The organism is Tenacibaculum halocynthiae (genome assembly GCF_964512825.1).
Lineage (GTDB): Bacteria > Bacteroidota > Bacteroidia > Flavobacteriales > Flavobacteriaceae > Polaribacter > Polaribacter halocynthiae.
On the sequence record NZ_CAZELG010000028.1, the window covers coordinates 80863 to 95164 of the forward strand.

Genomic DNA, 14302 nt, shown 5'->3' on the forward strand with positions numbered 1-14302 from the left:
GAGCTCTTGGCATAAGAATTGACCTATATAAGTGTCTTAAAAAAAGTTAATTGCGCTAATTGCTTGTTTTTAAGAGTTTTATATTTTTAAAATGGCGTTTTATAATTGTTTTGTAAATAAACAAAATGCCAACATGACAGATAAAAAATTATGAGTAAATCAAAAATTATACATTTAGACAATTTGTCGCTTCAAGACGTATTTAACGAAAATTCTGAGTTGATTCCTTTATTAACTCCAGAAGATGAGGAAAATATGAATAATGAAGATGTTCCTAATGAACTACCTATATTACCTTTAAGAAATACAGTATTATTTCCAGGAGTTGTAATTCCAATTACGGCAGGTAGAGATAAATCAATTCAACTTATAAAAGACGCGAATAAAGGAGATAAAGTTGTAGGAGTTGTTGCTCAAAAGAATGGTGAAGTAGAAGACCCAACAGTTGATGATATACATAAAACTGGTGTAGTTGCTCAAATTTTAAGAGTGTTAAAAATGCCTGACGGTAATACAACAGTTATTATTCAAGGAAAGAAACGTTTTGAAATTACTGAAGTAACTCAACAAGAGCCTTATTTAAAAGCTAATGTTAAAGAAGCTATTGATGAAAGAGAAATAGATGATAAAAAAGAATTTAATGCTATAATTGATTCTATAAAAGAGTTAGCTCTTGAGGTAATAAAAGAGAATCCAATGTTACCTTCTGAAGCTTCTTTTGCAATTAAAAATATTCAATCTAATTCGTTTTTAGTAAACTTTATTTCATCTAATATGGAATTAAGTATTGCCCAAAAACAAGTTTTACTTGAAAAAGATAATTTAAAAGAACGTGCCCTTTTAACATTAAAGAATTTAAACAAAGAACTTCAGCGATTACAGTTACGTAATGATATTCAATCTAAAACTAGATCTGATTTAGATAAACAACAGCGTGAATATTATTTACATCAGCAACTAAAAACTATTCAAGATGAATTAGGTGGTGTTTCAAATGATCAAGAGTTAGATGAAATGAGAATTAAATCTAAATCTAAAAAATGGGGAAAAGAAGTAGCAGAAACCTTTGAAAAGGAATTGAATCGTTTGAAGAGAATGAATCCTCAAATGGCTGAGTATGGTGTACAACGTAACTATTTAGAGTTAATGTTAGAATTACCTTGGGGAGAATATTCTAAAGATAAATTTGATTTAAAAAAGGCTCAAAAAATATTAGATAGAGATCATTTTGGACTAGAAAAAGTTAAAGAACGTATTATTGAACATTTAGCTGTGTTAAAGTTACGAGGTGATATGAAATCGCCAATTATTTGTTTATACGGACCTCCAGGAGTAGGTAAAACATCATTAGGTAAATCTGTAGCTGAAGCCTTAGGACGTAAATATGTACGTATGTCTTTAGGAGGTTTAAGAGATGAAGCAGAAATTAGAGGACATAGAAAAACGTATATTGGAGCTATGCCAGGGCGTTTAATTCAAAATATTAAAAAATCAGGGACTTCTAATCCTGTATTTGTATTAGATGAAATTGATAAATTAAGTCAAAGTCATCAAGGTGACCCTTCTTCAGCAATGTTAGAAGTATTAGACCCTGAGCAAAATACTGAGTTTTATGATAATTATTTAGAAGTAGGTTATGATCTTTCTAAAGTGTTATTTATTGCTACAGCAAATAATTTAGGACAAATTCCATGGGCATTACGTGACCGTATGGAAATTATAAATGTAACAGGGTATACTATTGAAGAAAAAATAGAAATTGCTAAAAAATATTTATTACCTAAACAATTAAAAGAACATGGATTAAATAATGAGCATTTAAAATTAGGAAAAGCTCAAATTGAAAAAATTGTAGAAGGATATACAAGAGAATCTGGAGTTCGTGGATTAGAAAAGCAAGTAGCAAAAGTTGTTCGTTATGCCGCGAAATCTATAGCTATGGAAGAAGCGTATAATATTGCTTTAACAACTGAAGATATAGAAACTATTTTAGGAGCAGCACGTTTAGAAAGAGATAAGTATGAGAATAATGATACAGCTGGTGTTGTTACAGGCTTAGCTTGGACAAGCGTAGGAGGTGATATCTTATTTATCGAATCGATACTTTCTAAAGGAAAAGGAAATCTATCAATCACAGGTAATTTAGGAACAGTGATGAAAGAATCTTCTACTATTGCCATGAAATATATTAAGGCAAATGTTGAAGAGTTTGGAATTGAGCCTGAAGTTATAGATAATTACGATGTACATATTCATGTACCTGAAGGAGCAACTCCTAAAGATGGGCCAAGTGCTGGTATTACTATGTTAACATCTTTAGTATCTGTATTTACTCAACGTAAAGTTAAAAACAAATTAGCTATGACTGGAGAAATAACATTAAGAGGAAAAGTATTACCAGTTGGAGGAATTAAAGAAAAAATATTAGCAGCTAAAAGAGCTAATATTAAAGAAATAATTTTATGTAAAGAAAATAAAAAGGATATTGAAGAAATTAAGCAAAGCTATTTAAAAGGATTGAAGTTTCATTTTGTAACTGAAATGAGTGAGGTAATTGATATTGCATTAACTAAGCAAAAGGTAAAAAATGCAAGAAAATTAGTAACTAAAAAAGAAAAGTAAAATATTTTAATCAATTATAGATAATTTTTTACACGAATAGAATTTGTAATTCTTTATAAAAAACAGTTAAAAGGATCCCTTTTTAACTGTTTTTTGATTTATAATATTTTGATTATTAGAAACATGTTGTGATGTTTGAAAGAATAAGTTTATTTATTATTAAAATCATGTTAAAATTTTAAAAAAAATGTTACTTTTGCCAACTTTAAAAATTATAAAAGATTTAGAATTATGAAAAAATTATTATTAGTTGCTATGATGGCATTTGGTTTAGCTGTTAACGCACAAGAAACTACAAATCAAACGTCAAAGGGTAAATTTGTAATAGAGGCTAATACTGGAGCAGCTACTACAGGTAGTACAGCATTTTCTTTAACATCTGTTAATGGTAATACTGTTTGGAATGTTGGGTTAGATGGAGGTTATTTTGTAATGGATAACTTAGCTGTTAAAGCAGGATTAGGTTATGGAGATAATGGTTTCTCTGATGCTTTTAGTTATAAAGTGGGAGCAGAATATTACATTAATGGTCAAATTCCTGTTGAAGTAGATTTTACAGGTACATCGTATACAGGAAATAGTGTTAACTGGTTAGGATTACAAGCTGGTTATGCTTGGTTTCTAGGTGAAAATGTAAGTGTTAAACCTGCTGTAAGATATAATATTGGATTAGAGGATGGTCAAAAAGGGGCTTTCCAAGGTTTAATAGGTTTTGCTTTATATTTCTAAAATTAAACTTTATTGATATATATAAGGAGAGTAGTTTTACTCTCCTTTTTTTGTATATGAATTTTAAGTAATTGATTATCATTTGGTTTTACTCTTTTTTTTTGATTTAATTATTTTGGCATCTCTTTTGATTAGAAAGAACGAAATAACTTAAAACATAAAAACTTAAATTATGAAAAAATTATTAGTAGTTGCTATGATGGCATTTGGTTTAGCAGTTAATGCACAAGATGGACAGTTTAATATTGGAGCTAACGTTGGAATTCCAACTGGAGATGCTAGTAATGCTACTTCTTTTGCTCTTAGTGCAGAAGCAAATTATCTTTTCAATGTTTCAGATCAATTTAAAGTAGGTCCTTCAGTATCATTTGTAAATTATTTTGGAAAAACAATTGGTAATGTTGGTATTGGAGATTTTCAATTTTTGCCAGTATCTGCAGCAGCAAGGTTTAGTCCTTCTGATAAGTTTACTTTTGGTGGTGATTTAGGATATGCTGTAGGTATGAATACTGGAAATCAAGGAGGTTTTTATTACAGACCAATGATAGGATATAATGTTTCACAAAAATTAATGGTACAAGCAACATATTCAGGTATTACAAATGATGGAGCAACTATGTCTAATTTTGGATTGGGTGTAATGTTTGCTTTGTAAAATATACTATTAGTACATATTGAGCGTAGAGCTAACAGCCCTACCTATTAGTATGTTAAATAATGGTTAAAATATAGATGGGTTTTATCTTAATTTTTAACAAAAAAACACAAAAAAAAGTAGGTATTATTTAAAGTATAGGACTACATTTGTCCTTTCAAACATATAATTAAAAAATTATGAAAAAATTATTATTAGTAGCAATGATGGCTTTTGGATTAGCTGTTAACGCACAAGAAGGACAACTTAATGTTGGTGGAACTATTGGTTTACCAGTAGGAGATGCAAGTGATGCATTTGATGTTACAGGAGCTATTGAAGCAAACTATTTATTTAATGTTTCTGATAAGTTTCAAGTAGGACCATCTGTATCTTACATCCACTTTAATGGAGAAGGAGCTGATTTCGCTTTTTTACCATTATCTGCTGCTGCACGTTACGCTGTAGCTGAAAAAGTTACTATTGGTGCTGATTTAGGTTACGGTATTGGGATCAGACCTGATGCTAATGATGGAGGGTTTTATTACCGTGCTCTTGTAGGTTACAAAGTAACTGACAAAATTACGTTACACCTTGATTATTCTGCAGCTAGCGTAAGCCAAACTGTTGGAATTGGACCATTATCTATTGATGTAACTTCTACTGCTGCTACATTCGGAATTGGAGGAACTTACTCTTTTTCTTTATAGTAGTATAAACAGAACAAGTACAAAAAAGGGAACTATTTTTAATAGTTCCCTTTTTTATTTTGTTTTATATTCAAAAGTAAATTATCAATCTTAAAAATATAAAAAAAACAAGAATTTTAAATTATGAAAAAATTATTAGTAATTGCTATGGTTGCTTTAGGTTTTACAGCTAAAGCACAAGATATTGATTTTGGTGTAAAGGCAGGAGTGAACTTTGCTAACTTAACAGGAGATATTCCAGATAACTCAAGTGTAAGAACTTCTTTTCATGTTGGTGGAGTTGTTGAGTTCAAAATAACTGATAAATTCTCTATTCAACCAGAATTATTATACTCTGCACAAGGTATGAAGTATGAAAGAGAGCAAGGAGGAGTAAATTTTGAATTTACTACAAAAGTAGATTACTTATACCTTCCTGTTATGGCTAAATATTATGTAATTGACAACTTTAGTATTGAAGCAGGACCTCAATTAGGATTTTTATTATCAGCTAAAACTAAAGCTGAAGCCGCTAGTGTTTCGAATACTCAAGATTTTAAAGAAAACGCTGAGGATATGGACTTTGGTTTAAACTTTGGTTTGGGATATAAATTAAATAATGGTCTAAATTTTGGAGTTCGTTATAATTTAGGGCTATCTAATTTAGCGAAAGAAAATGGTACAGATATTAAAAACGGAGTTTTTCAAGTTTCTGTAGGGTATAATTTCTAAGTAAAAAAGACATAAATATAAAAGGGAACTATTTTTTAATAGTTCCCTTTTTGTTTTTTTTTGATATTATATTTTATAAAAAACCTTTATCTCTTGCCACTAAAATTAGCTCTCTATCATCATTACCATCTACATCAAATACTTTAGCTAATTGTCTTTTTCTTTTTTGAATTCCAGCAAAAGAAAGCGGAATAACCTCAGGCAATTTTTTCATCCTATTTCCTATTGAAAGCTCGTACAATATCTTTCTATCTATATCATCTAATACATAATCACTTGCAATTTGATTTCGTATTAACTTCATTACTGTTTTACTGTAGTATGGAGGGGCAGTAATAACTTCTTTTATAGCTGTAACTAGTTCTTGTGGTGTAATATCATTTTTTACTAAAAAACCATCAGGATTAATATTTCTTAAAATACTGTGTACTCTAAAATTATCATTAAAGGTAGTAGAAACAATAATTTTTGAATCGGGTAATAGTTGGTTTATTTTTAAGCCTAAATCTTCACCTGAAAGTATAGTGCCATCTTTTGATGCAGGTAATCGCATATCTAAAAAAATAACATCAATTTTGTTTTTCAAGCTTGAGTATTCTTTAATAATAGCACAAGCATCATCACAATTGTGTTTTACATGAATTTCAAAACGATATTCATTTTCTTGACTTTCAATATATTGAAAAGCACTTTTATAAGCTTCTGATATCAAAGGGTGATCATCAATTATTAACGCGGTTAATTGTTTTTTTTCCATCTTTTTGGATGTAAGGGGTGTTAATTAGTAGGGTAGTACCTACATTAATTTCGGATTTTATTTCAATGCTTCCTTTTAATTTTTCAATTCTCGTTTTTATATTTTTTAATCCTATTCCTTTTTTACCTTTTTTACTATTAAAACCAACTCCATTATCTTTAATTTTGATAACTAAATCTTGATTTTTTAAAGAAAAATCTAAGATAACCTTTTTTGCTTTAGCATGCTTAATGATATTTTGTAAAGCTTCCTGAATAATTCTATAAATATTAGCTTTTGTAATTTCATTAATATCTTTCCATACAATATCAGGAGAAAATGTAATGTTATGTGTAAAGTTACCAATAACGCCTTTATCTTCTAATAATTGTTTAATAATAGAGGTAAAGTTAATATTGGAATTACTAAAATTATCACTTAATTTATGAGAAACATCTCTAATTTCTTTTTCAATATCTTGTAATTCATTTAATAAACTTTGATGCTTTTCAAGGGTTTGTTCTTCTCCTTTTATTGGTAAAAAACCTAAGCCAAAACGAGTTCCAAATAACTTTCCTAAAATGCCATCATGTAACTCTTCAGATATTCTATTTCGTTCTTTAATACGTTCTTCTTCTAGTTTAGCTTGTTGTTGTAACGTTAAAACATATACCTCTTCATTTGCTTTTTGATGTTCAGCTTCAATACTTAATTTTTCATTTTGTACTTTTTGTACCCGTAAAAAGTATAATAAACTTAAAATAAATACACCAGCAATACTAGTAACTATGATCCAAATACGTTGTTGAGATAGCCGTTCCGTTTCTTCAATATATTCATCAGTTTCAAACTCAATACGAGTAAATTTATTTTGAATTCTACGCTCAGCACTTATTAAGCTATCATTAAATTCAATATAGCGATCTAAGTATTTTTTTGAATTTTTAACATCTAGATTCGATAATTGTTTTAAAGACGCTAGGTAGTCCCTACCATTTTTAATTCTCTTTCCTAAAATTTTAGCTTCTTGTATGTATTTAATAGCTCTAAATGTATCCTTAGCGTAACTATAATATTGGGACAATCTAATTTTAGACATTAAAATTCCAGTTTTATCATTTATACTATCCCTTATATTTAGAGCTTTATAAAAATTATCTTTTACTCCTAGAGTATCTTTCATTAATAGTTTACAATAAGCACGATTATCTAATATTCTTGCATATTGTTTAAGATTAAGTGTTTTATCTAATTCTTGATTATAAAAATTTAAAGCTTTTCCATATTTCTTTTTTTTAAGAAGTGCATTAGCAAGATTATTAAAAATAGAGAACTTTTTCTTTTTCCGTATTTTTAAACTTAGTTTATTATAATAGTTAATAGATTTTTTATAATAAAATATAGCTTTATCATATTCTTTAATATCATATTGCAGTAAGCCTAAATGGTTATAAACTGAACAAATTTTATTGTAATTTTTTAGTTCTTTGAATATCTTAACAGCTTTTATATCTAATATTTCACTGCCTAAATAGTCTCTATAGTTTCCTTTAATGTGACTCATACCAAGAAGTACTTGTGCAGCTTCATTTTTAAATTTTTTTCTAATAAAGGCTAGGTATGCTTTATTAAAATGAAAATAGGCTTTATCATAAATATCTAAACGTACGAAGTAAGTAGCATAATTCCAATGAGCATCACCAATTGCATAGGTATGATTATTTTTTTGAGCAAGTTTTAACGCTTGTTTATTAATTTTAAAAAAAGAAGCAGTATCTTTTAAATTATAGTACTCATATGCAATAGAACTCAATTTTAAAGGAAATTCTTTTTTATCTATGTTTATTTGATTATAAGCTTTTTGTAATAACTTTTTTCTATTAAAATCATTGATTTTTTTATTTCTAGATTGCTTTATCCATATATCAATACTATCATTTTGGTATCCATAGCAAAAATTTATGTATAATAATAAAATAAAAAAAAAGTGTTCCTTTAAAGATTTCAATGTGATTGTTATTTTTAACAAAACTAAAAAAAAAGACCTTAACATTTGTTAAAGCCTTTAATTTATATGATGTTAGTTTCCTTTACCTCCATCATCATTACCACCATCTCCACCAGTATCTTGATTAGAACCATTACCTGGAGTTCCACCAGTATCAGTAGGTAAAGCATCTGGATTCATAGTGTTTGTAATGTTGTCTTTCTTTATTTTGTCTTGTAGTGTTAAGTCTTCACTTAAATCAGTACAAGAAGTAGTTATTAATAGTATAGCAATTAGACCTAGAATAGTTTTTAAAGTTTTCATAATTTTCAATTTTAATAGTTGACATTAGTTTCCCATGCCGCATATGCAGCAATAGTTACATCGAATGTTTTTCGATAGTGTTAATGCGCTAATTTTAAATTAACGGCATAACCATACATCTCAGAATTTGAGAATGTTAGCAGAATTAATAGCAGGCGAATGCCAGCTTAATGAAGATGTATTACTTATAAGGCCTATTGAGTACAACAGACTTCATGTAAATTCTACTTTGTCGATAAATTAGGAAGCGTTTGTAATTTTGAAATGACGCTAGTTGATTTGAACCCTAAATTAGTGGGTTTTAATCTTACGGTGTTCGTAATTTTAGTAAGCGTTGCATTTGGATGAGTAAACGTCCTTTTTCATTTAGTATGTGCAATTTTAATGTTCTCATAGCATTTTTTAATTTTTCATATACCTAATATACGTTTTTTTTATGATATAGGCAATAAATTCACGTATTTTAACATTTTTAAAATGGATTACTGTTTAGTTTGGATGTTTAGTTGTTTTTTCTGTAATAAAAAAGACATCTTTTGTTAAAAAGACGCCTTTGGTATATTGTGTATAGTATGTGAGTTTTGTTACCTCACTTTTCTATATTTTATTTTACAAATTGCATCCCTATTTATTACTACGCCAGAATTTGCTGCATTTAGCCAAACAAACTCATTACTTATCTTTCTGTGTAAATACATATGGTTATTATTTAATTATTCATTTTATTTGATGGTGCAAATATTATATTGTTTTTTGGAATATACAAACTTTATTTTTTGATAAAGTGCTGTTTTTTAGTATTTTAGATGTGTTTTTTGAGTGTAGGATTCCTTCTCAGAGAGTCTCTAAGTTATAGTTGAGTATGCAATGTTTTAGTGTTCAATTGCTTAGTATTCAAGTTCAATTATATTTTGTGTATTTAAATTTTCATCATTATGCTTAAAAAAAATATAAAAAAAAGCGTCCAAATTTACTTGGACGCTTATGTATAGTTAAATTTTTAGGGTTATTTCATCTTAAAATAATTACTAGAATATACATATAGCGCCTTTTTTAATACAATTACTTCATCAATTCCTTGAAATTGACGACTATTAGTTAGTGCTTTTGGTGATATGTGAGTATTCATTTCTTTCATTTCGGTAGCAAATATATTGGTTTTTAAAAGATTAAAAAGTTCTTTTTAGTTAATAATGGTAAATAAGTATGCAAAAATGGTAAAAAGTAAGTCAATGACTTACTAAAAGTAAGCCATTGACTTACCACAATAAGAAAAAGTCTAAATATCTTTGTGTCATACTAAAAATCTTAATCAAACAAGGTTAAAATAAACAATGTAAAAAAATAATACTAGGAGTCGTCGGGGAAAATTTCTATGAAAAAGCTTTATAAAGAATCTGAATTTCTCATTGTTTAAATCGAAGCATTATTTGAATTATTTTTGCTTAAGTATTAGTGAGGATTCTTTATATTTTTCCATATTTATATGGGTATGAAAGGGTAAAAAAACGTCAATAATTGACGTTTTTTTTGTTTTAAAAGTATTCTTATTTAGAGTAATTCTAGTTATTCATGTTTTAATAAAGTTGTTAACCTTTAGCTTATATGAATTTAAAGCTAAGATAAGGATAAGGTAATTTCATAGATGTTGATTTGTGGAATTATTAAAGCTAAACAAATAGAGAATAATGAAGAAATTAAATTTAAGTAAAATTGCATTAACTACTTTAACATGTATCATAGGGGGATTTATATCATGTAAAGACGGAATTGATGGTGTAAATGGAATTGACGGAAAAGATGGTAAGGATGGAAATAATGGAACAGATGGTTCAAATTCATCAGTATATTTAACAGCATCAAAAACACCTAACTTTTTAAAAGTAACAGGACAATTTTCTCATTTAAAAATTACTCCGATTTTATCATCGGAAGATGTGATACCAAATAGTCCTAATTTTGTATATGGTTCTATGGCTGATGGTGCTGGTTTATTAGCAGAGTCTGATGGAAGTTTTACATTAATTAATAATATTGAGGCAGATTATTCAATTGCAAGAATTAAGCTAAATGAAAAATTAAGACCAACTTCAGGAGATTATATTTTAAATGCTCAAGCTACAGGAAATACAGCACAATGTTCAGGTTCTTTAATAACACCACAAGAACACGGATTTGGTCCTTTGTATTTGTCTGGTGGAGAATGGGGAGGTTCTTCAAAAGGAATTTTTTCTACAGATCCAACAAAAAATGCAAGTGCAGCAGGAAGTGCTACTATGTTAACAGCTTTGGGACAATGGTCTACAGAAAATGCAGTAGCAATAGGAAAAGATGCTTATGCAGGTAAAACTGTTGTTTTCATAGGTGATGATCATAGTGATAATAATACACCTTCAGGTCAATTAGGTATGTATGTAGGAAATCAAGGAGACTTAAATGGTGGTAAGTTATATGGCTTAAAAGTAACATCTGCAGGAATTAATTACGAAGTAGATATGAATGAAGGTGTTGAATATAATGCTGAATTTGTTGAATTAACTGAAAAGGAGATTAATGCTTTAGATACTGAGGCTAAAACTAAAGGAGTAATGGGATTCTCTAGATTAGAAGACATAGATTGGAGAAGAGGTTCTGCTAAAAATAATAGAGAAATTTATTTTTGTGTTACAGGAAGAAGAAAAGATGGTTTAAAAGATAAAGGTACTTATTATGGACGTATTTATAAAGTGGTATTAAATGAAAATGATCCTACAGGAGCAGCAAAAATTACGTGTATTTTAGATGGAGACAAATTAACTGGAAAGGCAAAAGATTTTCATAGTCCTGATAATATTTTAATTACTGAGAATTATGCATACATACAAGAAGATCCAAATGGATACTTTGATGTTGCTGAAAAAAATCATTATGCAAGATTATATCAGTATAACTTAACGACCGGAGAGTTAAAAGTAGTTTTAGAGTGTAATCAAGATTATGCAGCAACTAAAGGATATGGTAATACTGGAAAAGCATGGGAAATTACAGGAATGATAGATGTTACTGATGTTGTAAACACAGGGAAAAATACTTTTATGGTTATTACTCAAAATCATGGTTGGGATCCTGTAGATGGAACAGCATTTACTGATCCATTAGCAAACTCTGATGTAGCTAATAGTAGAAAAGAAGGATCTGTTTTACATATAATTACAGGATTAGATAGATAGTATTTTATGATAAAAAAATTAAATCAAGCTAAGACATACCTTTGTGTATGTCTTTTGCTTTTAATTATTTCATGTGATGAAAAGAAAGATAATTACGAGTGTATTAATGTAATAAATAAGGAAATACAAAAACTTTATAAAAAGCATTTGCTATCAACAGTTAATTATTTAGACAGTATAAATACACATGAAAATATTGAGGATAAAAAAAAGTACTATATAAATGCGAGAAAGAATTTTAAATTTCTTGAACCTATTTTAGCTTATTCTGATAAGAATAACTATAAATCATTAAATGCCCCTAATATTTTAATAGTAAAAGGTGAAGAGAGTTTAGATACTAGAGTAATGAATCCAATTGGTTTTCAAGTTATAGAGGAAACATTGTATGAAGATTCTTTAGATACTTTAGCATTAACAAATTTAGTAAATGTAACCAGCGCTAGGCTGAAGTTGATTAAAAATAACTTAAACTTACAATTAAAAGATTACCATATAATATGGTTATTACGTGAACATATTACACGAATAGCTACTACTGGTATTACAGGTTTTGATTCTCCAGTTTTAAATGAATCGTTAAATGAATCAATATATACGTATAATACTATTTTAGATATCCTTAAAATTAGTGAACCAAAATTCTCTTCTAAAGATATTTTAAAAAGATTTATAAAGTTGATGGATAAAGCTAACTTAGACTTGACACATGATTTTGATACTTTTGATAGGTTTAGTTTTATTAAAAATACCATTCCTAAGCAATTAAAGTTATTAGTGGAAATTCAAGAAGATTGGAAAGTTAAGTTTCCTTTTGAAATGGCATTATCTAATACGATGACATCTCTTTTTTCAAAAGAAACATTAAATAAAACGTATTTTTCAGATTTAAAAAGCGATACTACTTTTTTAAATGAAAAAATAAAATTTGGTAAAAGCTTATTTAATGATGTTACTCTTTCTAAACAAACTAATATGTCTTGTGCTACTTGTCATGTAAAAGATTTAGGTTTTGCTGATGGAAAAAGAGTATTTAATAAAAATCAAACTCGAAATACTCCAACGATTACTTATGCTACATATCAAAGAGGTTTTTTTATGGATTCTAGAGCTGGGAGTTTAGAAGGTCAGGTTGTTGGTGTTGTTAAAAATCATAACGAGTTTGATATGTCTATGGATTCAGTTGTAGCAAGAGTTATAAATAATGATTCTTATAAGTTGAAAATTAAAAAATTGTATAAGAATAAACGTATAGGATATAATATCAGACATGCGATTGCATCTTATGTAAGAACACTAAATACATTTAATTCTAAGTTTGATAAAAACATAAGAGGTGAAGATAATACCTTGACAGAAGAAGAGAAAAATGGGTTTAATTTATTTATGGGAAAAGCTTTGTGTGCAACTTGTCATTTTGCTCCTGTTTTTAACGGTACAGTGCCACCAAATTATAATGATACAGAATTAGAAGCCATAGGAACTCCAGATATTGATACTACTAAATTAAGTAAAGACTTAGGAAGGTTTTATTTATATAATACAGAGGAAAGAAAGCACTTTTTTAAAACCCCTACAATTAGAAATATAGCTAAAACTGCTCCTTATATGCATAATGGAGTATATAATACACTAGAAGAGGTTGTAGACTTTTATAACAAGGGAGGAGGAGTTGGTTTAGGTTTTAATTTACCAAACCAAACATTACCTTTTGATGAACTAAAGTTATCAAATAAAGAAATAAAAGAAATTGTAGCTTTTATGAAAACTCTAACAGATGAATAGTAACTAATAACTGCCCTAAATAGGCAGTTTTTTATTAACAGAATTTTATGTTGTGTTAGGTAAACTTTCTTGTAATTTTGAATTATAACTACGACCAAACCAAACAAAACTTTATGAAATATTTTTCACTACTATTATTGTATGTATTTGTTGCCTGTAAACCAGAGTATACAGCACAACAAATTATTGATTTATCATTAGAAAAATCAGGAGTAAATAAAATTAAGAATGCAACACTTTCTTTTACATTTAGAGGAAAGCTATATGAAGGTAAAAGAAATAGCGGGAACTATGTATTTACGAAAATTGCTAAATCTGATACATTAACAGTTAAGGATGTATTATCTAATAACGGGTTTAAGCGTTATGAAAATAACGAGCCGGTGGTGTTATCAGATAAGGATGAAAATAGATTTAGTAATTCAGTAAATTCGGTACACTATTTTTCTGTGTTACCTTTAGGTTTAAATGATAAAGCAGTAAATAAAAAATTACTAGAACCAGTTTCAATTAAAGGCAAAGGTTATTATAAGATTCAGGTAACATTTAATAAAGAAGGAGGAGGAGATGATTTTGACGATGTGTTTTTATATTGGTTTAATAAAGAAACGTTTCATTTAGAGTATTTGGCTTATAAATATCATACGAATGAAGGAGGAGTTAGATTTAGAGATATTAAGAAAGAACATTTGGTAGAAGGAATTCGTTTATTAGATTATAACAATTATAAACCTTTAAAAAAAGAGATTGATTTTAAAACTATAGATAAACTTTACGAAGAGGATAAGTTGAAAAAGGTTTCAGAAATAGTATTAGAAAACATTAGAATAGAGTTATAGATTAAATAATACATAC

12 protein-coding genes are annotated in these 14302 nt (G+C 28.2%); 8 read left to right on the forward strand and 4 right to left on the reverse strand.

The annotated features are described in order from the left end of the window. Positions 1-150: 150 nt before the first annotated feature. From lon to ACKTTQ_RS09635, 5 genes are all read left to right on the forward strand, one after another. Positions 151-2622 (forward strand): endopeptidase La, encoded by a 2472-nt coding sequence (gene lon / locus ACKTTQ_RS09615; RefSeq protein ID WP_093871339.1) that lies wholly within the window; start codon positions 151-153, stop codon positions 2620-2622. 231 nt (positions 2623-2853) lie between these two features. Further along, positions 2854-3351, forward strand: coding sequence for a hypothetical protein (locus tag ACKTTQ_RS09620; RefSeq protein WP_408049072.1), 498 nt, complete (start codon positions 2854-2856; stop codon positions 3349-3351). 172 nt (positions 3352-3523) lie between these two features. Beyond that, a complete protein-coding gene (locus ACKTTQ_RS09625) occupies positions 3524-4006 on the forward strand; it encodes an outer membrane beta-barrel protein (RefSeq protein WP_408049073.1) in 483 nt (160 codons plus the stop codon). Between the two features lie 179 nt (positions 4007-4185). Continuing rightward, entirely contained in the window at positions 4186-4695 is a 510-nt protein-coding gene (locus tag ACKTTQ_RS09630) for a hypothetical protein (RefSeq protein ID WP_093871336.1), read from the forward strand. Positions 4696-4818: 123 nt separating this feature from the next. Further along, positions 4819-5406, forward strand: a complete 588-nt coding sequence (locus tag ACKTTQ_RS09635; RefSeq protein ID WP_408049074.1) for a porin family protein — start codon at positions 4819-4821, stop codon at positions 5404-5406. Between the two features lie 73 nt (positions 5407-5479). On the opposite strand, the gene ACKTTQ_RS09640 is transcribed toward ACKTTQ_RS09635, so the two are convergent. The 4 genes from ACKTTQ_RS09640 to ACKTTQ_RS09655 form a co-directional block, all read right to left on the reverse strand. Beyond that, a complete protein-coding gene (locus ACKTTQ_RS09640) occupies positions 5480-6163 on the reverse strand; it encodes a response regulator (RefSeq protein WP_093871334.1) in 684 nt (227 codons plus the stop codon). After that, positions 6129-8150: a tetratricopeptide repeat-containing sensor histidine kinase gene (locus ACKTTQ_RS09645; RefSeq protein ID WP_408049075.1), complete on the reverse strand. Its 2022-nt coding sequence runs from the start codon at positions 8148-8150 to the stop codon at positions 6129-6131. The genes ACKTTQ_RS09640 and ACKTTQ_RS09645 overlap by 35 nt, the downstream gene beginning before the upstream one ends. Before the next feature lie 72 nt (positions 8151-8222). Beyond that, complete coding sequence (locus ACKTTQ_RS09650; RefSeq protein WP_408049076.1) at positions 8223-8453, reverse strand: hypothetical protein; 231 nt, start codon at positions 8451-8453, stop codon at positions 8223-8225. Positions 8454-9459: 1006 nt separating this feature from the next. Further along, a complete protein-coding gene (locus tag ACKTTQ_RS09655; RefSeq protein WP_255405213.1) occupies positions 9460-9582 on the reverse strand; it encodes a hypothetical protein in 123 nt (40 codons plus the stop codon). Between the two features lie 559 nt (positions 9583-10141). On the opposite strand from ACKTTQ_RS09655, the gene ACKTTQ_RS09660 reads away from it, so the two are divergent. The 3 genes from ACKTTQ_RS09660 to ACKTTQ_RS09670 all read left to right on the forward strand — a co-directional run bounded on the left by ACKTTQ_RS09660 (position 10142) and on the right by ACKTTQ_RS09670 (position 14286). Next, on the forward strand, positions 10142-11662 hold the full coding sequence (locus ACKTTQ_RS09660; protein ID WP_408049077.1) for a PhoX family protein: 1521 nt from the start codon (positions 10142-10144) through the stop codon (positions 11660-11662). Positions 11663-11668: 6 nt separating this feature from the next. Further along, positions 11669-13447, forward strand: a complete 1779-nt coding sequence (locus ACKTTQ_RS09665; protein ID WP_408049078.1) for a cytochrome-c peroxidase — start codon at positions 11669-11671, stop codon at positions 13445-13447. Positions 13448-13560: 113 nt separating this feature from the next. Then, a complete protein-coding gene (locus tag ACKTTQ_RS09670; RefSeq protein ID WP_093871330.1) occupies positions 13561-14286 on the forward strand; it encodes a DUF6503 family protein in 726 nt (241 codons plus the stop codon). Positions 14287-14302: the final 16 nt, after the last annotated feature.

What these genes read in the sequence shown, in the direction of transcription:
- lon (WP_093871339.1), top strand. Translation starts at nt 151, where the DNA reads ATGAGTAAATCAAAAATTATACATTTAGACAATTTGTCGCTTCAAGAC.
- ACKTTQ_RS09620 (WP_408049072.1), top strand. Translation starts at nt 2,854, where the DNA reads ATGAAAAAATTATTATTAGTTGCTATGATGGCATTTGGTTTAGCTGTT.
- ACKTTQ_RS09625 (WP_408049073.1), top strand. Translation starts at nt 3,524, where the DNA reads ATGAAAAAATTATTAGTAGTTGCTATGATGGCATTTGGTTTAGCAGTT.
- ACKTTQ_RS09630 (WP_093871336.1), top strand. Translation starts at nt 4,186, where the DNA reads ATGAAAAAATTATTATTAGTAGCAATGATGGCTTTTGGATTAGCTGTT.
- ACKTTQ_RS09635 (WP_408049074.1), top strand. Translation starts at nt 4,819, where the DNA reads ATGAAAAAATTATTAGTAATTGCTATGGTTGCTTTAGGTTTTACAGCT.
- ACKTTQ_RS09640 (WP_093871334.1), bottom strand. Translation starts at nt 6,163, where the DNA reads ATGGAAAAAAAACAATTAACCGCGTTAATAATTGATGATCACCCTTTG.
- ACKTTQ_RS09650 (WP_408049076.1), bottom strand. Translation starts at nt 8,453, where the DNA reads ATGAAAACTTTAAAAACTATTCTAGGTCTAATTGCTATACTATTAATA.
- ACKTTQ_RS09655 (WP_255405213.1), bottom strand. Translation starts at nt 9,582, where the DNA reads ATGAATACTCACATATCACCAAAAGCACTAACTAATAGTCGTCAATTT.
- ACKTTQ_RS09660 (WP_408049077.1), top strand. Translation starts at nt 10,142, where the DNA reads ATGAAGAAATTAAATTTAAGTAAAATTGCATTAACTACTTTAACATGT.
- ACKTTQ_RS09665 (WP_408049078.1), top strand. Translation starts at nt 11,669, where the DNA reads ATGATAAAAAAATTAAATCAAGCTAAGACATACCTTTGTGTATGTCTT.
- ACKTTQ_RS09670 (WP_093871330.1), top strand. Translation starts at nt 13,561, where the DNA reads ATGAAATATTTTTCACTACTATTATTGTATGTATTTGTTGCCTGTAAA.